This is a genomic window from Paenibacillus xylanilyticus (assembly GCF_009664365.1).
GTDB classification, from domain to species: domain Bacteria; phylum Bacillota; class Bacilli; order Paenibacillales; family Paenibacillaceae; genus Paenibacillus; species Paenibacillus xylanilyticus_A.
The window spans coordinates 3,630,762-3,650,615 of the sequence record NZ_CP044310.1 but is presented as its reverse complement, the minus strand read 5'-3'; the positions used below and the strand labels follow the sequence as shown (position 1 = coordinate 3,650,615).

Below are 19,854 nucleotides of genomic sequence, written 5' to 3'. Positions count from 1 at the left end.
ATTGAAAATAGCTGTATCAAATCCATAATATTGAATTTATTTAGTAACTTTTTCCGTATTCGAGCGTTTAATAGTATGACTTTTAATAGAATCAAATTTGCGAGGGAGCGAAAGGGGAAGAAATAAAGAATGAATTTGAAAAAGAATATGTCCATTATCACGGCGGTAGCTGTACTTCAAGCTTTTACAGTTGGTTCAGCGAGCGCACAAACCGTGGATCAAGGGGAAGCGGCAGTTGTAACGCCTGCCAAAGTGGAATCCGTAGAGGTCATGAAGAAAGAACAGCCGCTTACCGAGAATGAAGTGAAAATAAAAAGCAGCACATCATCAAAAGCTGAATCTACTGTAAAGGACACTGAAGCCTCTAAATCAGCAGTTGTGGAGACAACACCGGCGACAGAAAACGATCCGGCTGCTGTTGATCAAGCAGCAACAACGAATGAATCCGAGGAGGGTACCGCGAACCAGGAAGGAACTGCCGAGGATGACATGACGCCAGCTACTCCAGCTACTCCGGCTCAAGTCGAGCAACAACCTGCGACAGGAAACTCCACTACTGGTACATTAGGTGGAGACCTTACATTGTACATGAACAGCAATAAAATGGAGCAGGATGGAAAATCGTACCTTGCAGGCCAGCCAATGACTGTCAAAAACGGTGTATCCTATGTTGCGATTCGTGCATTGGTGGATCGTGTGGGATACGGAGTTAAATACGATAACAAAACCAAGGAGACCATCATTATCAGTGGTGACAATGAGCTCCGATTCAAAACAAACAGCAAGGTTTATACCGTTAATGGTGAGTCCAGAACGATGAAAGGCCCTGCGTATCAGCAAAAAAATACGTTTATGGTGCCGTTAACTTCCATTACTCAAGCGCTGAACATTTCCTATAAAGTGAATCAGTCGGCAAAAACCGTTGTGCTCAATCTACATAAGAAACCTGTTGCAAGCTTTGTGATTTCCCAAAAGGAAATTTTTGCGGGAGATACTGTGGATTATGTGACTTCCTATAGTTCTCCAAACGGTCTGGAGATCACGAGCGAACGCTGGACAGGTCGTCAGGATTCATTTGATCAAGCGGGTACATATACCATTTCATATCAAGTTCAGGATTCAAACGGCCAGTGGAGTGATCCCTATTCGGTTACCATTCAAGTTTTGCAGCCTAATCTTCCACCTGTAGCCATGTTCACAACGGACAAGGACCAATATAAAATGGGCGAAAAAATAACGTATTTGGATCAAAGTACAGATGATGAAGGCAAGATTGAGAAAACGGTTTGGGATAACAATCCGCTTGCATTCTTTGAACCTGGACCCAAAACGGTAACCTTGACCGTCACAGATAACCATGGGGCTACTGATACGTATTCCAAAGTCATAAACATAACCAATGAGACGTTATATAATGTTTCGGATTTTAATTTACTTTTCACACCGGTTGGACAGAAATTTACCTTCAATGGTGGCGAAGTGACTTCCATGGAGAAAGTACCTTATACGTATAGGGATGAGGCAAGTCTGCTCATTCGCAGCAACAGTCCGGAAACGGTTAATACGGAAGGCATTGTGTACCAGGAGTCTTCTTCAGGGCAAACGCGCTTCATGATTCACCATGTAAACAATACAGGCAAAAGAGTAAAAATGTATGTTATTGCAACAAATAACAACCCATATCCAGCAGTATTCGAGCAGCAAAATATGGGCTTCGCAGGACCGACACCGTTTGCTACTGTAGCCGGCAAATTGTCTATTGATAAATGGTTCAAGTCGATACAGACTGGAGCGGATCAAAAGAAAGAATATTTTGAACCAGGAGAAAGTAAACTGATTTTGACGGAACTCAATAAAACTCCGATGAAAGAAGGACAAGTAATCTCACTGTATTCGGATGCATTCAGCGATTATTCCCTGGATTATAACGTTATTCTGGTTGAAGAAAATAAAGACCCGTTCGAAGCGTTACCAACGCTGCCTGTACTCGATCGTGACGGTGTGCACAACCGTGGCACATACCCGAATGCAACTCGTGTTATAACCTACGACCAGCAAGTGGGAGCCACACCAGCGCGATTGCCCCTTGGAGACAATGCCAGTGACCCGAATTTGGTTGGAACGGATCCGATGGCTTACACCGATGCATCCAATGCAGGTAACTTTGGGGTGTTATACAAAATCACGTTAAGCAATGTTGCTCCGCGTACACTGATCTCGTTTAACCCACGTGGAGGAAAGTACTTTGGAGTAGCTCTTGTGAACGGTCAAGTTGTACAGATTGTCGATGGTAGTATATCGATCAACACGTCCAGTGAACAAAGCGTACTTTACCGAACAGGATCCTCTTCGGAGAGTGTAACCATCCTTTTCTCAGCCGCGCCAGGAAGCAACCTGCCAGTTAACCTGCTCTTCACACCGCTCCCAATGGAGAAGTAGTGTAGTTGATCTTATGACCAGAGTGAAAACAAATAATTTATGTTGCTTAAGCATTGAAAGAAGGACTCCCCTTAGGGAGTCTTTTCTGTTAAACAATCGCTGTTAAAAGAACTGGAATTATCTCTATTACGAACGATTTAGGGGGATAACAACGATGGCGTTTCCTGATCCAACATGGGCAAGGTTAGGATTTATGGAACCACCGAATTTTCATAATTCCGGCCATAATATTGGAGTAGTAATCATTGATAAAATGAAACCCCATCATACAATTCGCCACTTGGGTGACCGAATGAAGCACGTAACTGTCGAAAATGATTTAACTATAAATTGCAATAATATTGCATTCCAATCTTCGGGTGAGGTAGATGAGGAAGTCGGTGGACATGGCTTGATGACCATATTAAACCTGTCTCATCAACCTTTCTTTTTAGAAGGAAAAACACATGTAGGTCTTTCTCTTGCTGCAAACTTCATTGTGCTTGACCATGGTGCTTTCAGAGAAGGTGAGCTTTAAATTCTGCAGTCGAAAGAGGTTTGATGGTCATCTGTTCAAACGGTAATACCAGATTGGGCAACATTATGCCGCCTATCGAATACTTCACTGTGGGCGGCTTCAATGATCGTGGGAAGGCGGAGCGCCACCTTCATTTGCCTTATCCCGATGAGCCGTTTGGCAAGAATGGAGATGGTCATTTCAGGCCAGATATTCTAGCTCCAGAGGCAATGTAATTCATAGTTTAGAAATGCAGGTCAACCTGAAAAAAGCAAACCAATGTGTATCGTGTGTCCGTATTGCTGGCCACGATCATTCTATAGAATCTTCGGATAATATTGAAAGGGGTTAGCTTTATCCAAACTTGTTCAACAACAAATCGTAACTCGACAAGAACTATGGAAGTATGCTGAAGATGAATCGGATGTAATAAGGAAAATTGCAGTCTACGCCTTAGCTAAACCAGACGACGAATATGAGAGAAGGCTCTATTGGAAACGATTAAGCGAGGAAAGCTAGGAAGGAGTGCGCGGTTGGTATGCGCACGGATTGTTACAAAATACGAATGAATCAGAAGTATCCAAGTGGATTCCATGTTCCACAGATAGCAATTGGGCAGTCCGTTGGTCTGTTAGTGAATACTTAGCTAGATATGCTGAATCCTTTCCTCAATTGGAAAAGACGCATGATCCGGATTTGATACAAGAAAAGGCAAGTAAGGTACTGCAGTGGTTAAAGAAATCCAAGGATTTCATGTGAAGAAGAACAGGATTGAAAACGGTCTATATAGCTCACTAATAGGACGTAAGGATCTCCATAAGATGATCAAGCTCTGCAGTTCCAGACCGTTTCCCTTACATGTTACATATCTTTCATATTGAATTGCATACGTGCGAGCATGTCTGTCATCATGGCAACTTCTTCCTCACTGAAGTCAAGCAGCATCTGATGAACGAACTGGTTACGATCCTGTTTGAAGTTGGCTATATGCGTGAGTCCTTGTTCCGTTAACCGAACGAAGGTTTCTCTTTGGTCAATGGGATTTCGTCTTCTTGATACGAGTCCATCGGCTTCCAGCTGCTTCAAATGGCGTGTAATGGCAGCACTATCGATGTGAATGGCTTTTTGCAAATGGCTTTGAGTCACCTCTTCATGAATATAGAGATGATACAGCAGAACATATCGTGAGGAACTGATCCCCGTACAACGTTCAAATTTGGGTTTTAGCTGATTGCTTATATTTTTAAGTAGAATTAATAGGTTTTCTTGCTCCAAAGAACAATTCATGTTGTGCCCCTCCTTGAATGGTGCCGAATGTCTTGGAAGAACAGCCTGGTTACCAAGGCACATCCCTTCCAAGACATTCAGCAGCTAAAGGCAACTATATCATAATGTGATGGCTGCTCGCATCATGGCATGCATCTTATTTGATTTAAGCCCAGAATGTCGTTTCTTCTGCTGGCAGGCGGTAGGAGGTATATCCCTCGCTCGCAGCTTTACCGATGGTCAGCAGCATGACTGGAACATAACGCTCTTTATCCAATCCAAACACTTCGGCAATTTGATCCTTTTCATATCCGCCAATTGGATTGGTATCATATCCATGCGCACGGGCAACCAGCATCAATTGCATGGAAACCAGACCGGAATCAAGCATAATGACATCGTTCATTTCAGCATCAGACATGCTGTTATAGATCGGTTTGAATGCATTCAACTGAAAGTCCTTTACATCCTGCGGCATTAATCCGAGCTCAACGGCTTTCCCATAAATGTTTTCGGCATAATCGAAGTTGTTTTTGTCCGCAAACACGGCAATAACCGCTGAAGCTTGAGCCACTTTTTCTTTGTTGAAACGGGACAGCGGTACGAGTTTTTCTTTACCCTCTGGTGTATCCACAACAAGGAAACGCCAAGGCTGCATGTTAATGGAGGAAGGAGCAGTGCTCGCTTCGTTGATCATTTGAGTCATTTCTTCTCTGGAAATTTTGACGGATGAATCATACGTCTTAATCGAGCGGCGTCCGTATATAATTTCATTAAAATCGTTTGTTTTTTGAGATGGTTTCATAATCATTTCTCTCCCTTTATCTAATAGTTGATGCATCAATATTTGACTAGTCAATAGTTGATTCGTCAAATATAATTGAATTCTTGAATCATTGCAACCTTTTTATTGTGTTAAAATATGCCAAAGAATGAGATGAACTAATGCATTGTTCAATTGCACAATAAGAAAATAAGCGTTTGTCGAATATGGTTAATTAGAACTGAACTGGCGATTTTAAAGGATGAGAGGAAGAGGGGATTGTCGAAATGAAGACAATTAAGGCTATGATGGAGCATCTGTACTGGGCCGACGAACGAATCCTGGACGCGCTTCAGAAAAGTGAAACGAGGAACATAGACCTGTTAAAGCTGGTTAGGCATGTCGCGGTTGCAGAACGTGTCTGGCTATCCCGATTGCTTGGCAAGGATGGCGGTCAGTATTCGTTGTGGGAGGAAGCAGAAGACCTCTCAGTGATCCGGGCGATGTTCGAAGAAAACGCCATGCATTATCGCGTCTATATGGAAGGACTTGATGAATCCCGGTTGGACGAGTTGCTTGACTACGCGAACCAGAGCGGGGTTCTTTTTCAAACATCTGTCCGGGACATCCTGTCTCAGGTTATCTTACATGGTCAATATCACCGGGGACAGATCAACCAAATGCTTCGAATTGAATCGGCAGAGCCAGTCCCAATCGATTACATCACGTTTGCCAGACTATGAGGGGTGCTAACACTCAGAAGAGAGTGTATGGAATTGGGTTTTTAACATATCGATTAGCGGTAGCTGAATAAAAACGAGAAGATTTACCGGAAATGACAGCCTACAGCTAAGCGGTTTGAAAAAAAGCAAGGAGCTTCTGCTGCTTGCTCCTTGCTTAGATAAACAATCGTTACTCCAAAATCGACTGAGCCCGCCCTCTAATCTAAGCGGCACAGCGGTTTTTTTATTTGCATAATCATATTTTTTTGAAGATCGTGTTTCTTCAGAGTGCCAAGATCAGCGGGAAGAGATTAGACAATTCCCTTGTCCATCGCTTTGCCAATCAGCGTAGCAAAAAGGCTGTTAGACCAGGCGAACCACTCACGTGAAAAGTCGGAGGGATCATCGGGATGGAAGCCTTCATGCATATACCCTGTATCATCATCAGTTCTGATCAGCATATCGATTAATTCCTTCATTTCCTCATCATTATCCGCTGTTAGTGCCTGCATAGAAAGTGCCATATGCCACACATAACCCCCTGGCGTATGCGGACTGCCAATGCCTTTGGCATATTTACCCTCGAAGTAGAATGGGTTGTCGAAACTGAGAGCAAATCGGCGGGTGTTTTGATAGATTTCATCCTCCACCCCTACATAACCAATATAAGGAATAGATAGCAATCCCGGTGTGCCGGCATCATCCATCAGTGAATAGTTCCCGAATCCATCCGTTTCATAGGCGTAGATTCGGCCGTATTTCGGATGATTCACAATCCCGTACGTCCGGATGCCGAAGTCAATTTCCTTGCGCAGCTTCGCTGCTCGGGCAGCCAGCCTTTCGTCCTTATAAATAACGCTGGCAATCTCGCGGATATACTCCAGAATCACCACAGCGAACATGTTGGAGGGAATGTTGTAGCCGAATTGGCAGCTGTCATCACTCGGGCGGAAGCCCGACCAGCTCATGCCGGTGTAGTTGACAGGCATGCCGCGTCCATTATTGTATAACGTCTCCGTATCCTGAAGCGTCTGCCGGATAAAATGGTAGGACGACTTCTCTCCGTGGTACTGCTCCGTTTCAATAACGTTCACAATGGAGCTGAGTGCTCGGTAGCAATCGGTATCGAAGATATCTGTTTGCTCCGCTTCCTTCCAGTACATATAGGCCAGCTGAACGACAAAGCAGAGGGAGTCCAGCTCGTATTTGCGCTCCCACATCCAGGGGTTTAAATTGCAATCATCCGTAGCCCGGTAATGCTTGTCGCTTGCTGTTTCATTAAATGCATTCGTGTACGGGTCGATATTCACATAGAACATCTGCCGGGCAATCAGGCCGCGGAGAATCCGCTGAAGCTCAGAGTCGTTTTTGGCAAACGGAATGTAGTGGCGCACCTGCTCCGTAGAATCGCGCAGCCACATGGCGGGGATATCGCCAGTAAATACAAAAGTGGTGCCGTCTTCAAGCAGCTTGGTTGTCGTTTCAAGTGTATTGGGGAAGCAGTTGCGGAACAGCTTTTGCAATTTGGGATGATGGGCAAGCCGTTTGTCGGCTTCATTCAAGTACTCGGTAATGGAAGGTGGCAGATTCATAGTCATAACTCCTCCTACATCGTTAGGGTAAAGTTGCACGGCTCATAATAGAAATCTTCTGATATCATCAGTCCGTGTGGTAGCCTTGGCATTCGTAGCAAATGTTTGCATACATGCCCGATGATCACAATATGTAACTTTTGCAGCTTAAAGAAAGGTTCATAATTCACACATTATAGCCGTCATTATTCTGGGGGTATTTACATCACGGCAAGCCGAAAAGTACCGCAGCAGCAGGGTTTTACGCGCTTTCTAACATGACAATGCACAACCTACATATTTACGGTGTCAGCTAGGTTTCACTACAATTTGAATTGTAAGCGCTAGCATAAAAGGGATCAGCTAGAAGTGCGAAGCGGATACAACTTTATTTTATGTAACGAAAAAAACATAGAGAGGAGTGGGAGAATGAAGGTGAGTCATGCTGCAGTATCCGTAAAACCTTCATTAAAGAACAAATCCCTTGGCAAAAGAATCTGGAAAAATTGGGAGCTTTATTTGTTCATGCTTCCCGCGTTGTTGTATTTCCTCGTTTTTCATTACGGCCCGATGTACGGCATTCAGATTGCTTTCAAGAATTTCGTACCTTCAAAAGGAATTACAGGCAGTGAATGGGTTGGCTTTGACCATTTTGAACGATTCTTCAATTCCTATTTCTTTTGGGATCTGCTCTGGAACACGTTCAGCATCAGCTTCTATGAACTTGCGATTGGGTTTCCACTTCCGATTATTTTGGCGCTTGCCTTTAATGAGGTGCGGAACGGTCCGTTCAAGAAATCGGTTCAGACGGTAACCTATGCTCCGCATTTCATTTCCGTCGTTGTTATGGCAGGGATGATCATTACCTTTCTGTCGCCTTCCAGTGGAATGATCGTCCGTTTCATTGAATTCCTGGGCTTTCAACCTGCACAGTTTCTGACGGACCCGGCCTGGTTTAAGACGATTTATGTTTTCTCGGGGGTCTGGCAGAGTACCGGGTGGGGTACGATTATTTATCTCGCGGCTCTGTCTGGCGTAGATCCCCAGCTGCATGAAGCGGCCATTATGGATGGAGCGAGCCGGATTAAACGGATGCTGCATATCAATCTGCCAACCATTGTGCCCACGATTACAATCATGCTGATCTTAAATATGGGGAATATACTGAGCCTTGGTTTCGAGAAAATTCTGCTGCTGCAGAATTCACTCAATATGGAAGCCTCCGATGTAATCTCCACCTATGTCTATCGCGCTGGACTGGTAGATGCTCAGTATAGTTTCTCAACCGCAGTTGGCTTGTTTAACTCGGTAATCAACGTGATTTTGCTTGTTACTGTCAATCAGATTGCCAAACGTACCAGTGAAAATAGCCTCTGGTAGAAAGGAGTTGAGGTCTTTGGTTACTGCCATGAAAGAGTCCAGAGGAGACAAGCTGTTTGTGATTTGCACCTATATTTATTTGGTTCTTGCCCTGCTCGTTGTTCTCTATCCGCTGATCTATATCCTCAGTGCTTCCATCAGTTCGCCGAAGGACGTCAATTCGGGAGCCATGTGGCTGTTACCGATGAATGTGACACTTGATGGCTACAAGCTTGTTTTCGAAAACCCGAAGATATGGAATGGTTATTTGAACACGATTATTTATACGGTGGTAGGGACACTGGTCAATCTCGCCGTTACGCTGCCAGCTGCATATGCGCTCAGCCGATCCGATTTTGTCGGGCGTAATCTGTTCATGGGTCTCATTCTGTTTACGATGTTTTTCAGCGGCGGGCTCGTGCCAACGTATCTGCTGGTCAAAAACCTCGGACTCATTAACAGCATGTGGGCATTGATTCTGCCGGTGGCTGCTTCAGTTTGGAATATTGTCGTGGCCCGCACCTTTTTTCAGACGACCATCCCAAAAGAACTGCAGGAAGCGGCTCACATGGACGGCTGTACGAATCTGAAGCTGTTCATTCGCATTATTCTGCCGCTGTCGGCACCCATTATAGCCGTTATGGCTCTATTCTATGGCGTAGGCCACTGGAACAGTTATTTCCCGTCCCTGATTTATTTGAATGATGAAGCCAAGTATCCGCTGCAGATGGTTCTGCGCCAGATCCTTGTCCTTCAGGAGATGTCGGCCGAAACGACGGGCGCTTCGATCAATAGCGAGGTGGCGACTGCCATGAACAATAAGGCTGAAACAGCATCACTAATCAAATATGGAGTCATTGTGGTCTCCACGCTGCCGATCGTGGCGGTCTATCCATTCCTGCAGCGTTACTTTGTCCAAGGGGTCATGATTGGCTCAGTTAAAGGTTGAACCATTAGAATGTCTATATAACAAGGAGGAATTATTCATGCAGACCACACGCAAACCATGGAAGCTTCTGTTGTCGTCGGCTCTAGTTCTTACACTGCTGGCAGGCTGCAGCAATGCAGACAAAGGGGCAGGAGATAACAGTACCGGAGCTGTTGCTGTGAACAAAGAGGGTTTCCCGATTGTCAATGAATCTGTGACTCTTACGCTGATGGCGCCGGATGTAGGGATTCAGAACTGGGAGAACATGAAAGTGCTCCAGCAGATGCAGGAGAAGACAGGCATTAAGCTGGAATACAGGAATGCACCGAAGGACAGCTTCGAGACCAAGAAGAATCTGGTGCTCGCCAGCGGAGATTACCCGGATATTCTCTATGCTGCCGGTTTGACCACTGCGGAGCAGATGAATTATGGAGAGCAGGGTATCCTCGTTCCTCTGGAGGATCTGATTGAGGAATACGCTCCGAACTTCAAGGCGTTGCTGGATGAGAATCCGGATGTCCGCAAATCCATTACAGCGCCGGACGGGCATATCTATTCTTTGCCGGTAGTCGAGCTCAGTCAGCATTGGTATCGCAACCCCATGTGGTACAACGGGGACTTCCTGAAAGCATTAAATATCGATAAGCTTCCCGAAACGACAGAAGAGCTGTATACCTACCTGAAACGTGTGAAGGAGGAAGATCCGAACGGCAACGGTATCGCCGATGAAATTCCGATATCCTCGGTGACAACACCTGCTGCCAACCTGCGTGATATCCGTACCTGGCTGCTTGGCGCCTTCGGTATTTATGAAGAAGAGATATACGTGGACGATAACGATAAGGTGCACTATACACCGCTTGAAGAAGGATATAAGGAATATTTGACCTATATGAACCGTCTGTGGTCCGAAGAGCTGCTGGATCATGAGAGCTTCTCGCAGACGGCGGAGCAAAAGAAGGCTAAGGCACAGAACAACCAGGTCGCCCTCTTCTCCGACTGGCATGCCTACATGTCCAAAGGCGGAGAGCCTTCGACGGCAGATCCGATGTTTGCACCTGTCCGCAGCGAGTCGGTTGCTGCTCCGGCGATTGCGAAGAACAGAGGCATTACAACGGGTGCCTTTGCCATTACGGAGAGCAACCCGGCACCGGAAGCCTCCATGCGTTGGGTGGATTATCTCTATTCCTATGAAGGTGCGATGTTTTTCAATAAAGGGCCAGAGGGCATTCTTTGGGAATACACCGACAAAGAGAACCGGGTAAAGAAATACTTGCCGGTACCGGATGGAAAGGAAATGGAAGATTATCGGGCCACTCTGACACCTAACTATGGTATTCCTGCTCCAACCCTGTCCATGGATGATATTAGTAAAGGGCTGAAGACAGACTTTGATCTCTGGGTAGAGAAGGAAACGAAGCAGAAGCTTCTTGATAAAGGCGCTCGGATTCCGTTCCCAACACTGTTCCTGACCGTGGAAGAGCAGACGGAAATCAGCAACTTGAATTCGGATTTGAGCACTTACGTGAAGCAGATGGAAGCAAAGTTCATCACCGGTGCAGAACCGCTAACCAGTTGGGACAATTATGTGGCGACCGTTAAGAAAATGGGCGGAGAACGTGTAGCTGAAATTAATCAGGCTGCGTATGACCGCTGGAAATCCAACTAATCAAGCTTCTGCGCAAACGATACCTTGAACATGAATCCCAGGAGGAACAGGCATGCAAATAACAAGACACCCGAATAATCCCATTGTCGTCCCAGGCGGCTATGAGTGGCGTAAGGTTACGGTCTTCAACCCGGCGGTCATCATAGATAACGGCAAATTTTACATGATTGAGCGCACTGCAGGCTCCCTGACTCCATGCAAGAATTATCTGGGGCTGCTGGAGAGCGATGACGGGGTAAACTTCACCCACGTGAAGGACGAGCCCATCGTGACGCCCGATATGCTGGGTTTTCCTTATGGCAGTGTGCAGGACCCTCGTATTGTCAAAATTGAGGGAACCTTCTATCTGAACTATGCCCTGCGTCCCTGTGCCATGAGCTATTATCCAACTGGAGCAGGCGTCCCCCTGCGCTCTATTCCCGAATATCCGGACGGATGGGGCGAAGAGGAGGGACACTGGTTGACCCGGTCCTCCATTCTGAAATCGGATAATCTCCTGGATTGGGAGTTTGTGGCGGATACGACGCCTCTTGATATTAACGACCGGGACAACATTTTGTTTCCTGAAAAAATAGGCGGGAAATTCGTGCTGCTGCGCCGCCCCGAGGAATATGTGGGAGAAAACTACGGTACGGATAAGGCGGCCATGTGGATTACCTACTCCGAGGATCTGGTGAACTGGGAAGAGCCCAAGCTGCTAGCCACCGCCGGAAACCTGTCCTGGGAATCGCGGAAAATCGGGGGCTCGACGCCTCCAATCCGGACCGACAAGGGCTGGCTGGTGCTCTATCACGGCGTTGATGAAGATATCGTTTACCGTGTAGGAGCTATGCTGCTGGATTTGGAGCAGCCTGAGAAAATCATTGCCCGGACTCATCATTTCATTATGGAGCCGGAGACGTACTACGAGAAATTTGGTTTCCAGATTCCGAATGTGATTTTCCCGACCGGAAACGTGGTCAAAGACGGTCTGCTCTATATCTATTACGGAGTAACAGATACAGCGATTGCTCTCGCCACGGTTCCACTGGATGAATTGGTAGAACATATCCTTCGGGAAGGGCAGTAAGCAGGACTGACTTGGTTAGTGATTCAGGTGCTTACCAGGGGGAAGAAGGAAGCCCGGAATTAAATGGGCCTTTTCACAACAGTCCCCTTCATAGCGTGTTCTTTACGGTATTGCCCTGGTGTGAGGCCGATTTCTTTTTTGAACTTGCGGATGAAATTCGGCGTATCCAAATAACCGACCTGCTCGATAATTTCCTTGAGCGGTGCGCTAGTGTTCTCCAACAGCCGGATCACTTGGTCCACACGTTTTTGCCAGATATATTGTGAGAAATTGGTGCCAGTCTTCTCTTTGAAACTCCGGCTCAAATAAGAGGTTGAAATGGCAAACTTAAGCGCCACATGTTCCAGGCTGAGTGTGTAATCGGCGAACTGCTCGTCCACGTATGCCAGAATGTCATCCATTAACGAAGATTCGCTAGTCTCCGTGTTCCGCTCAACCTGCGTGCAAATGTCAGCGGCGAGAGAGAGCAGGCGGTTCTCCAGCTCTTCCAGCGTTTCAAAGGAGGTCAATTCCGGTATATTGGCGAAAACACTATCCATCCCAAGTTCGGAAGCCGTGCGCAGAAAAGCGTTCAGAAGTTCGAAGCAGATGCAGCGCAGCAGATGAACCTGCAGCGGCTCGTCTTTGATCATCTCGATGGTATCAGCAATCATCTGGACGGCTACGGGTTCGTTGCCCTGTTTCAGACTCTGCTCCAGCTTCAACATGGATTTGGGCGGGATCCAGAAACTCTCGGTGGCGGAAGGGTTCAGCTCTGCAAGCTGCTCGAAGTAGGTTACCTGTCCGCTGCGACGGATCATCCGGTGCTCCAGTGCTGCAGCAGCTTCGATAAACGATTGATTAAGAAGGCTCAGGTCGCTGTATGCCATACCGACACCGATGCTTAAGGACAGCTGCGAGTGCTCACGAATGATCGCTTGAATGCCTTCAATAACCTGCTCCATTTGGGTCTGGGCCAACATATCTGCCTCTTCGGGAAGTGAAATGATCAGGGCAAATTGGTCCTTGACCGAAAACTCCACTCCAAAGATCTGTGCACCAGAAGGGGGCAAGCATACATTGCCGAGGATCTCCTGCAGGAGATGTCGTTCCTGCCAGGACTTGCTGCCGGGCTTGGTGTCATCCCAGGATAGTATAGCTGAGAAATAGAGGCCTTCTCCCTGAGGATGCCTGAAACCAGTACTGAAGATCATCTGTTCGATCTCAGGGTCGTCCGGCTTGCCATGCTTAAGCAGCAGCAGCATACATTGATTGCGGACGAAAGGCTCCTGTAAATCAATTTTGGCACTGTAATCGTGGAGAGTCTGCCGGATCCATTCCCACTCATTACGAACCTTGGGAGTATCCTTGCCGCTGCTTTTCAGCTTGGCGAATTCCATCAGATCCCTGATCGGATGGTACTGCCGTTTGGCCAGCAGCAGTGCCGCAGCAATGCCAGTGATTACCGTAATACAAAAGACAATTAAAATCAGCGTCTGAACATGGGCCACACGGCTGAAAAATTGGAAGCTTGGCATCGTGGTCACATAGGTCCATCCATTTTCTTCCGATTGCACCGAAACGACGGAGTGCTGTTCCCCGTCCAGCTTCAGATTATGAATTCCAGGCTCAAGTCCGGATATCTTCTCAAGCTCGTTCTGGGGAAGAGTGACACCATGGCTGTTTGCGGTCAATACCTCTCCGGTAGGACCGAATATATAGCTGCTGCCCGTGAAGTCACTCAGAACTGAATCCATAACACCAGTAAGCTTGGATTCTTTCATTAAATAGACAACCGTTCCATATGGATAGGGGTCATTCGGTTTAATGGGTACGAGCATGACAAGCATTGGATCCGTCCGGGAATTAATGGTTACATTCTCCGCGGGACGTACCAGCGGTTGCCGGGTTTCATTTAAGTCCTGCCGCAATTCTTCAGGGGTCCACTGTTCAAATTGATAGAGCGTATCGAAGGTAACATGAAGATCGGCGAGACCACGGTGAGAATAGATATTGGAGTCGTTATGGAAATACAGAAGCAGGTCCTCGGCAATGTTGCTGCTGGCTTTGTAATTTGCCAAGGCCTGTATCGCCTCCATGCTGTAGTAGGGATCCTTCACCATGTAAGGGGTCAAATACTTGTCATAAGCGATTCGCCCGGCTATTTCCTGAAGCTCGTTCATACGGGTATCTATGGTGTTCTTCACCTGATTCAGCTGATTAACATTCGATTGTTCAATTTCGACACGAAGGCCTTTGACAGCGTTTTCATATACAAAAATAGTAACCCCTGTTAGAGGAATGAGAAATATGAGTATGTAGGAAAACGCATATTTCAGAAGAAGTCTTGATTTGAAATGATTCCAGCTGAGTCTGAATTGGTTGAGCAAGGATGGCTTGAGTGCCGGATTAGCCATATAGTTGTCCCTCCCGTATTTAAAAAGTTCGAATTAGTCATTCTGGAATATAAATTTATGTTCTGTTCTGGAGTATACTTAAGTCTGCATAAACATTATAACATTATAATCTTTGGAATAAAGTAGCACATCAGGTTTATTTTTAATCGAAGGAGGTACAGGTTTCATGAAATGAATCCAATTTTGATTTTTACCTGTATACCTGGGTCGAAGAAGGAGATGGGATGATTGGGCACAGAGAATGTGCTGCGCAATTTGCAGCTTGTTGACGGGCGGATCATGGATATCGCCATTCAGGACGGGGTCATCACGGATATTACACCGTCAGGCCAGGCTGGGGAAGCAAAGAGAGGTCAAGACTGTTCCGGGTTATATGTGTCTAGCGGATGGATTGATCTGCATGTGCATGCCGTGCCGGAGCTTGATCCTTATGGCGATGATATCGACGAAATTGGTGTGAAGCAGGGAGTAACCACACTCGTGGATGCCGGAAGCTGCGGTGCAGATCGGATCGGTGCCTTGTACACTGCCAGCCTGAAGGCGGAGACGCGGGTGTTTGCTCTATTAAATATTTCGAGGATCGGGCTTGAAAGGACAGATGAGCTGTCACAGCTGGAATGGATAGACCGGGCTAAGGCCCAGGTAGCAGCAGCGGCTTATCCTGATTTTATCGTTGGCCTGAAAGCACGCATAAGCCGAAGCGTCGTCCAAGACAACGGTATTGAACCGCTCAAGCTGGCACGCCTATTGTCCGAAGAAACGAATCTGCCGCTCATGGTTCATATTGGTTCCGCTCCGCCTGCAATCTCCAAAGTATTGGAGCTATTACAGCCGGGCGATGTAATTACCCATTACCTTAATGGCAAGTCCAACAACCTGTTCCATGAGGACGGCACACCTCTACAAGGACTGCTTGATGCTGCTTTCCGTGGAGTTCATCTGGATGTCGGCCATGGCACAGCGAGCTTCTCTTTCCGGATTGCAGAACAGGCCAAAGCGGCCGGCATTGAGCTGAATACAATCAGTACGGATATTTACCGCGGCAATCGTCTGAACGGGCCAGTGTACAGTTTGTCGAATGTGCTGACCAAGTTTCTCGTACTTGGCTACAGTCTGGAAGAGGTCATCCGCGCAGTTACAATCAACGCGGCAGCATGGCTCGGCAAGCCGGAGCTCGGACAGATTAGGGTGGGACAGCAGGCGAACCTGACTTTGTTTGCTCTGGAAGCAGGTGAGAAGCAACTGATGGACTCGGAAGGCGATGTTCGAATTGCACAGCACTATATTAAGGTTAAAGGAGTCTATGCTAATGGATCACTCATTACAAGCTAGATATGGACTGAAGCGTGTAATAAATGCCAGTGGTAGAATGAGCATTCTTGGCGTTTCCGCGCCTACCGATTCGGTCATGGAAGCCATGAAACAAGGCGGACAACAGTACGTGGAAATCGCGAACCTTGTAGACAAATCGGGTGAATATATTGCACACCTGCTTGGTGCGGAAGGGGCAGTAGTTGTGAACTCGGCGTCCAGCGGTATAGCCCTGTCGGTGGCAGCCATGGTGACCGGCGGTGATCCGCGGCTCAGTCTTCGTCTTCACCAAGAGCCGATAATGAAAAATGAAATTATTATGCTAAAAGGTCATAACGTGCAATATGGAGCACCTGTTGAAACGATGGTATTTCTTGGCGGCGGACGGGTTGTGGAAGTGGGATACGCCAATGAAGGTCGGCAGGAGCATATTGAACAGGCTATCGGTGAATATACTGCGGCTATTCTCTATGTCAAATCTCACCACGCTGTGCAAAAGAACATGATTTCTGTGGAAGAGGCCTGGGAGGTAGCACAGCGCAGAGGGGTTCCGCTAATTGTTGATGCCGCAGCAGAAGAAGACCTGTCCAAATATGTCCATTATTCGGATCTGGCTATATACAGCGGATCCAAAGCGATTGAGGGCCCGACCTCCGGGATTGTCGCCGGTAAAAAGAAATACACCGAATGGCTGAAGGTTCAGCTGCACGGGATCGGCCGCAGTATGAAGGTTGGTAAAGAGACGACCTTCGGACTGCTTCAGGCGCTGGAGGAATACCAGAATAAGACCGATAACAGCGAACGGGAGAAGCAGGCACTGGAGGCTCTTCAGGTGCTCGCTGAGATCAATGGAATTTCAGTTCGCATCGTGCAAGATGAAGCGGGCAGAGCAATCTACCGTGGACGCATCCAGGTTGATTCCAATGTTGCAGGAATGGATGCGAAGGATGTGAATGACCAGCTGCGTGAAGGTGAAATTGCGATATATACACGAGACTATGGCGTTAAGCAAGGTTATTTCGATATTGATCCAAGGCCGCTGCAAGGTGATGATCTACAAGTGATTATCACAAGAATACAAGAAATCATGGGAGGTGAGCGTACATGAGTCATATTCAGCAGCGACTGTATAAGAACAGGGCCGCACTTAATGTACTGGCTGGCAGTATCGGGAACGCCAAGGAAGTATTCGAAGCTGCAGAAGGATATGTACTGATAGGTGTGCTCTCCAAAAACTACGATACGGCGGAGGAAGCAGCAATTGCCATGACTGCATATGGTCAGAATATTCAAGATGCGGTATCCATTGGGCTCGGAGCCGGAGACAATCGCCAGGCGGCTGTTGTGGCGAAGATTGCAGCAAGTTATCCGGGAAGCCATATCAATCAGGTCTTCCCGGCAGTGGGGGCAACCCGTGCGAACTTGGGAGCTAAGGACAGTTGGATTAACAGCCTGGTTTCTCCATGTGGGCAACCCGGCTATGTAGATATATCCACTGGGCCTGTCAGTTCAGGAACCGCTCCGCATGCCATTGTTCCGGTTCATGCTGCGATTGCACTGGTTCGTGATATGGGTGGCAATGCACTCAAATATTATCCCATGCAGGGGATGAAGCTGGAGGAGGAATACCGAGCCGTTGCCAAGGCCTGCGGAGAAGCCGGGTTTGCACTGGAGCCTACGGGTGGAATCGATCTGGCTAACTTCGAAGCCATACTGGAGATTGCGTTAGAGGCAGGTGTGCCCCAGGTTATCCCGCATGTCTATTCTTCTATCATCGATCCAGAATCGGGAAATACGAACGTGGAGGACGTTCGTAGACTACTCGATATGATGAAATCGCTGGTGGACCGGTATGCCTAAAATCGCTGCTTTTGGTGAAGTGATGATGCGTTTGCAGGTTCCGGGCTATGAAACGTTGATTCAGAGCAGCAGACTGGAGTATTCTTTCTCTGGCAGCGGGGTCAATGTAACGGCTGCACTGGCTAAATACGGCCATAACGGTGCGCTTATAACCACCTTGCCGGAAACGCCGGTGGGCGAAGCAGCTATCGCTTATCTGCGCAAGCTTGGAGTAGATACTTCACTGATCAGCCGTGGCGGTAAGTATCTGGGAATGTACTTTCTGGAGAATGGCTTTGGAGCCCGTCCCGGCAGAGTCACTTATACAGACAGGCTAGGCAGCAGCTTCAATACCGCGGCGGCGAGTAACTATGATATGCCGGCTCTTGCAGCCAAAGTCGACGTTCTTCATTTATGCGGCATTACGCTGGCAATGAATGAAGGCGTTCGCGAGCAGATGAAACAACTTGCTGTAGAAGTGAAGCGGGCTGGGGGAAAGGTTGTTTTTGATTGCAATTACCGTCCTGCGTTATGGGGAACAGATGGCTATACCAAAGCTCGTCCACACTATGAAGAACTGCTCGAACTTGCGGACATCGCACTGATTAATGAGAAGGATGCGCGCTATATTCTTGGCATTGGTGCTGGAGATTATGATAGAATAACACAGTTAATGCAAGTGATTCCCGAAGTTGTGGAGCGCTTCGGCATCAGAACGGCAGCGGGAACCCAACGAGAGATTAACGCTGACAACACGCATTCCCTGACAGGTTATATCTGTCATGAAGGTACGTTTGTGTTTTCCGGCAAACTGACCTTCCCGGTATATGACCGAATCGGAGCCGGCGATGTATTTGCCAGCGCCATTATACATGGGGAATTACAGCAATACCCGCAGCAGCAAACGATTAATATGGCAGTGGCGGCAGCGATGCTGGCCCATACCACTCCAGGCGATACAGCGCTTTTTAGCGAGAGTGAGGTGCTCCGGGCGCTGTCAGACCATACCTTAGATGTTGAAAGGTAGTGAACAGCGAGTGTCCTTGAAGCGCAAGCAAGGTCCTTTATATCAGCAAATTCAAAAAATTCTCAAAGATCGAATACTCCATGGGGTATATCCTCTCGGAAGCATCATCCCATCTGAGCCGCAGCTGGAGAAGGAATTCGGCGTTAGTAAAATGACGGTCCGCGGTGCGGTCCAGGAGCTATCTCAAGAAGGATATGTGCAGAAAAAAAGTGGTGTTGGCACGATTGTGATGCGCAATACCTCCCATCAGAAGCTTTCTAAGGGAAAGCGGTTTACAGAGCTGCTCGTAGAAGAGGGTCATAAACTGGAAAAGAGAGTGCTGAACTCCCAATTAGTCACCAATGGTGAGGGAACGGAGGAATATAACCGCTTCGGTCCGTATTGCCAGCGGATTGAAAGGCTCTACATTCTGAACGGTCAGCCTTATATTCATCTCATACACTTCCTGGCCGCAGCTGCTCTGCCGGGCGGTACAAAAGGTATGAACACAGATATTCAATCCCTGTACGACTCACTGGAGGAGAACGACATTAAGCTGGAAAACTTCAGGGACCGTTTCTTTGTAGAGCCAGCACCTCCAGAGGTGTGCCAGCTGTTGGAAATCCCAACGGGGATGCATGTGCTTAAGCGCCTGCGTAACTCCTATGACGGGGAAGGAAGACTAATAGAGCACAGTATCGGCTGCTACAATACAGAGCTTCATCATTATCTGGTCAGTTATGACACCTGAATTGAGCCCAGGGAACCGTGTGGTTATTAAAAAAAGTTCTGTCCCTTATTCTCAGACTGTCGCTTTTGTAGCAGGATTTTTAAGTGTTTAAGTTATAAAAACATACTCTCATTAAAAGTCGCTAATAGCGGCTTTTTTTGATTGTTTCTTAGTTTTTTTCGATTTAAAAACAAAAAATTGTATTGTCTGGATATAAAATTACCGGGTGTATCTATCCAAATCAAATAGATTGAGAACACATATAAACGAATCAAATGAATAAGGACCTA

Annotated in this window: 17 protein-coding genes; 13 read left to right on the top strand and 4 right to left on the bottom strand. The window is 47.1% G+C overall.

The genetic code is table 11. The features are described 5' to 3' along the window. Positions 1 to 129 precede the first annotated feature (129 nt). The 3 genes from F4V51_RS16195 (at position 130) to F4V51_RS16185 (ending at position 3,171) form a co-directional block, all read left to right on the top strand. Positions 130 to 2,439: a copper amine oxidase N-terminal domain-containing protein gene (locus tag F4V51_RS16195; RefSeq protein WP_153978818.1), complete on the top strand. Its 2,310-nt coding sequence runs from the start codon at positions 130 to 132 to the stop codon at positions 2,437 to 2,439. A 154-nt stretch (positions 2,440 to 2,593) separates the two neighbouring features. Then, positions 2,594 to 2,956, top strand: coding sequence for a hypothetical protein (locus F4V51_RS16190; RefSeq protein ID WP_153978817.1), 363 nt, complete (start codon positions 2,594 to 2,596; stop codon positions 2,954 to 2,956). 23 nt (positions 2,957 to 2,979) lie between these two features. Then, positions 2,980 to 3,171 (top strand): hypothetical protein, encoded by a 192-nt coding sequence (locus F4V51_RS16185; RefSeq protein ID WP_153978816.1) that lies wholly within the window; start codon positions 2,980 to 2,982, stop codon positions 3,169 to 3,171. 625 nt (positions 3,172 to 3,796) lie between these two features. Here the strand turns inward: F4V51_RS16185 and F4V51_RS16180 are convergent. Both F4V51_RS16180 and F4V51_RS16175 read right to left on the bottom strand, forming a co-directional pair. Continuing rightward, complete coding sequence (locus tag F4V51_RS16180; RefSeq protein WP_110823002.1) at positions 3,797 to 4,222, bottom strand: MarR family winged helix-turn-helix transcriptional regulator; 426 nt, start codon at positions 4,220 to 4,222, stop codon at positions 3,797 to 3,799. A 145-nt stretch (positions 4,223 to 4,367) separates the two neighbouring features. Then, positions 4,368 to 5,006: a nitroreductase family protein gene (locus tag F4V51_RS16175; protein WP_153978815.1), complete on the bottom strand. Its 639-nt coding sequence runs from the start codon at positions 5,004 to 5,006 to the stop codon at positions 4,368 to 4,370. A 245-nt stretch (positions 5,007 to 5,251) separates the two neighbouring features. Here F4V51_RS16175 and F4V51_RS16170 point away from each other — a divergent pair, with 245 nt between their 5' ends. Beyond that, positions 5,252 to 5,707 carry a DinB family protein gene (locus tag F4V51_RS16170; protein ID WP_153978814.1) on the top strand — a complete coding sequence of 152 codons (456 nt, stop codon included), beginning with the start codon at positions 5,252 to 5,254 and terminating at the stop codon, positions 5,705 to 5,707. Positions 5,708 to 5,997: 290 nt separating this feature from the next. Here F4V51_RS16170 and F4V51_RS16165 read toward each other — a convergent pair whose 3' ends face one another. Then, the gene (locus tag F4V51_RS16165; RefSeq protein WP_153978813.1) at positions 5,998 to 7,278 is read right to left on the bottom strand and encodes a glycoside hydrolase family 125 protein; all 1,281 of its coding nucleotides are present in this window, start codon (positions 7,276 to 7,278) and stop codon (positions 5,998 to 6,000) included. A 408-nt stretch (positions 7,279 to 7,686) separates the two neighbouring features. Between F4V51_RS16165 and F4V51_RS16160 the strand changes: the two genes are divergently transcribed. From F4V51_RS16160 to F4V51_RS16145, 4 genes are read left to right on the top strand one after another with little or no spacing between them, the layout of a single operon-like run. Next, on the top strand, positions 7,687 to 8,637 hold the full coding sequence (locus F4V51_RS16160; protein ID WP_153978812.1) for an ABC transporter permease: 951 nt from the start codon (positions 7,687 to 7,689) through the stop codon (positions 8,635 to 8,637). Between the two features lie 16 nt (positions 8,638 to 8,653). Continuing rightward, complete coding sequence (locus F4V51_RS16155; protein WP_153978811.1) at positions 8,654 to 9,565, top strand: carbohydrate ABC transporter permease; 912 nt, start codon at positions 8,654 to 8,656, stop codon at positions 9,563 to 9,565. Positions 9,566 to 9,602: 37 nt separating this feature from the next. Then, a complete protein-coding gene (locus tag F4V51_RS16150) occupies positions 9,603 to 11,213 on the top strand; it encodes an extracellular solute-binding protein (protein ID WP_153978810.1) in 1,611 nt (536 codons plus the stop codon). 52 nt (positions 11,214 to 11,265) lie between these two features. Then, positions 11,266 to 12,282, top strand: a complete 1,017-nt coding sequence (locus tag F4V51_RS16145; RefSeq protein WP_153978809.1) for a glycoside hydrolase family 130 protein — start codon at positions 11,266 to 11,268, stop codon at positions 12,280 to 12,282. A 59-nt stretch (positions 12,283 to 12,341) separates the two neighbouring features. On the opposite strand, the gene F4V51_RS16140 is transcribed toward F4V51_RS16145, so the two are convergent. Continuing rightward, a complete protein-coding gene (locus F4V51_RS16140; RefSeq protein ID WP_153978808.1) occupies positions 12,342 to 14,678 on the bottom strand; it encodes a helix-turn-helix domain-containing protein in 2,337 nt (778 codons plus the stop codon). A gap of 279 nt (positions 14,679 to 14,957) precedes the next feature. Between F4V51_RS16140 and F4V51_RS16135 the strand changes: the two genes are divergently transcribed. Genes F4V51_RS16135 through F4V51_RS16115 form a run of 5 tightly spaced genes read left to right on the top strand, consistent with a single transcriptional unit; the run spans position 14,958 to position 19,585 of the window. After that, positions 14,958 to 16,010: an amidohydrolase/deacetylase family metallohydrolase gene (locus tag F4V51_RS16135; RefSeq protein ID WP_236146814.1), complete on the top strand. Its 1,053-nt coding sequence runs from the start codon at positions 14,958 to 14,960 to the stop codon at positions 16,008 to 16,010. Beyond that, the gene (locus F4V51_RS16130; protein WP_153978806.1) at positions 15,988 to 17,097 is read left to right on the top strand and encodes a DgaE family pyridoxal phosphate-dependent ammonia lyase; all 1,110 of its coding nucleotides are present in this window, start codon (positions 15,988 to 15,990) and stop codon (positions 17,095 to 17,097) included. Before F4V51_RS16135 ends, F4V51_RS16130 begins: the two co-directional genes overlap by 23 nt. Continuing rightward, positions 17,094 to 17,849 carry a 2-dehydro-3-deoxy-phosphogluconate aldolase gene (gene dagF / locus F4V51_RS16125; RefSeq protein WP_153978805.1) on the top strand — a complete coding sequence of 252 codons (756 nt, stop codon included), beginning with the start codon at positions 17,094 to 17,096 and terminating at the stop codon, positions 17,847 to 17,849. The genes F4V51_RS16130 and dagF overlap by 4 nt, the downstream gene beginning before the upstream one ends. Beyond that, positions 17,842 to 18,855 carry a sugar kinase gene (locus F4V51_RS16120; RefSeq protein ID WP_153978804.1) on the top strand — a complete coding sequence of 338 codons (1,014 nt, stop codon included), beginning with the start codon at positions 17,842 to 17,844 and terminating at the stop codon, positions 18,853 to 18,855. Before dagF ends, F4V51_RS16120 begins: the two co-directional genes overlap by 8 nt. Beyond that, entirely contained in the window at positions 18,842 to 19,585 is a 744-nt protein-coding gene (locus F4V51_RS16115; protein WP_201281156.1) for a GntR family transcriptional regulator, read from the top strand. Before F4V51_RS16120 ends, F4V51_RS16115 begins: the two co-directional genes overlap by 14 nt. The last annotated feature ends 269 nt before the right edge of the window (positions 19,586 to 19,854 follow it).

Excerpts from the sequence above, each read along its gene's own strand:
- F4V51_RS16195 (WP_153978818.1), top strand. The coding sequence starts at position 130 with ATGAATTTGAAAAAGAATATGTCCATTATCACGGCGGTAGCTGTACTT.
- F4V51_RS16190 (WP_153978817.1), top strand. The coding sequence starts at position 2,594 with ATGGCGTTTCCTGATCCAACATGGGCAAGGTTAGGATTTATGGAACCA.
- F4V51_RS16185 (WP_153978816.1), top strand. The coding sequence starts at position 2,980 with ATGGTCATCTGTTCAAACGGTAATACCAGATTGGGCAACATTATGCCG.
- F4V51_RS16180 (WP_110823002.1), bottom strand. The coding sequence starts at position 4,222 with ATGAATTGTTCTTTGGAGCAAGAAAACCTATTAATTCTACTTAAAAAT.
- F4V51_RS16175 (WP_153978815.1), bottom strand. The coding sequence starts at position 5,006 with ATGAAACCATCTCAAAAAACAAACGATTTTAATGAAATTATATACGGA.
- F4V51_RS16170 (WP_153978814.1), top strand. The coding sequence starts at position 5,252 with ATGAAGACAATTAAGGCTATGATGGAGCATCTGTACTGGGCCGACGAA.
- F4V51_RS16165 (WP_153978813.1), bottom strand. The coding sequence starts at position 7,278 with ATGAATCTGCCACCTTCCATTACCGAGTACTTGAATGAAGCCGACAAA.
- F4V51_RS16160 (WP_153978812.1), top strand. The coding sequence starts at position 7,687 with ATGAAGGTGAGTCATGCTGCAGTATCCGTAAAACCTTCATTAAAGAAC.
- F4V51_RS16150 (WP_153978810.1), top strand. The coding sequence starts at position 9,603 with ATGCAGACCACACGCAAACCATGGAAGCTTCTGTTGTCGTCGGCTCTA.
- F4V51_RS16145 (WP_153978809.1), top strand. The coding sequence starts at position 11,266 with ATGCAAATAACAAGACACCCGAATAATCCCATTGTCGTCCCAGGCGGC.
- F4V51_RS16140 (WP_153978808.1), bottom strand. The coding sequence starts at position 14,678 with ATGGCTAATCCGGCACTCAAGCCATCCTTGCTCAACCAATTCAGACTC.
- F4V51_RS16135 (WP_236146814.1), top strand. The coding sequence starts at position 14,958 with ATGGATATCGCCATTCAGGACGGGGTCATCACGGATATTACACCGTCA.
- F4V51_RS16130 (WP_153978806.1), top strand. The coding sequence starts at position 15,988 with ATGGATCACTCATTACAAGCTAGATATGGACTGAAGCGTGTAATAAAT.
- dagF (WP_153978805.1), top strand. The coding sequence starts at position 17,094 with ATGAGTCATATTCAGCAGCGACTGTATAAGAACAGGGCCGCACTTAAT.
- F4V51_RS16120 (WP_153978804.1), top strand. The coding sequence starts at position 17,842 with ATGCCTAAAATCGCTGCTTTTGGTGAAGTGATGATGCGTTTGCAGGTT.
- F4V51_RS16115 (WP_201281156.1), top strand. The coding sequence starts at position 18,842 with ATGTTGAAAGGTAGTGAACAGCGAGTGTCCTTGAAGCGCAAGCAAGGT.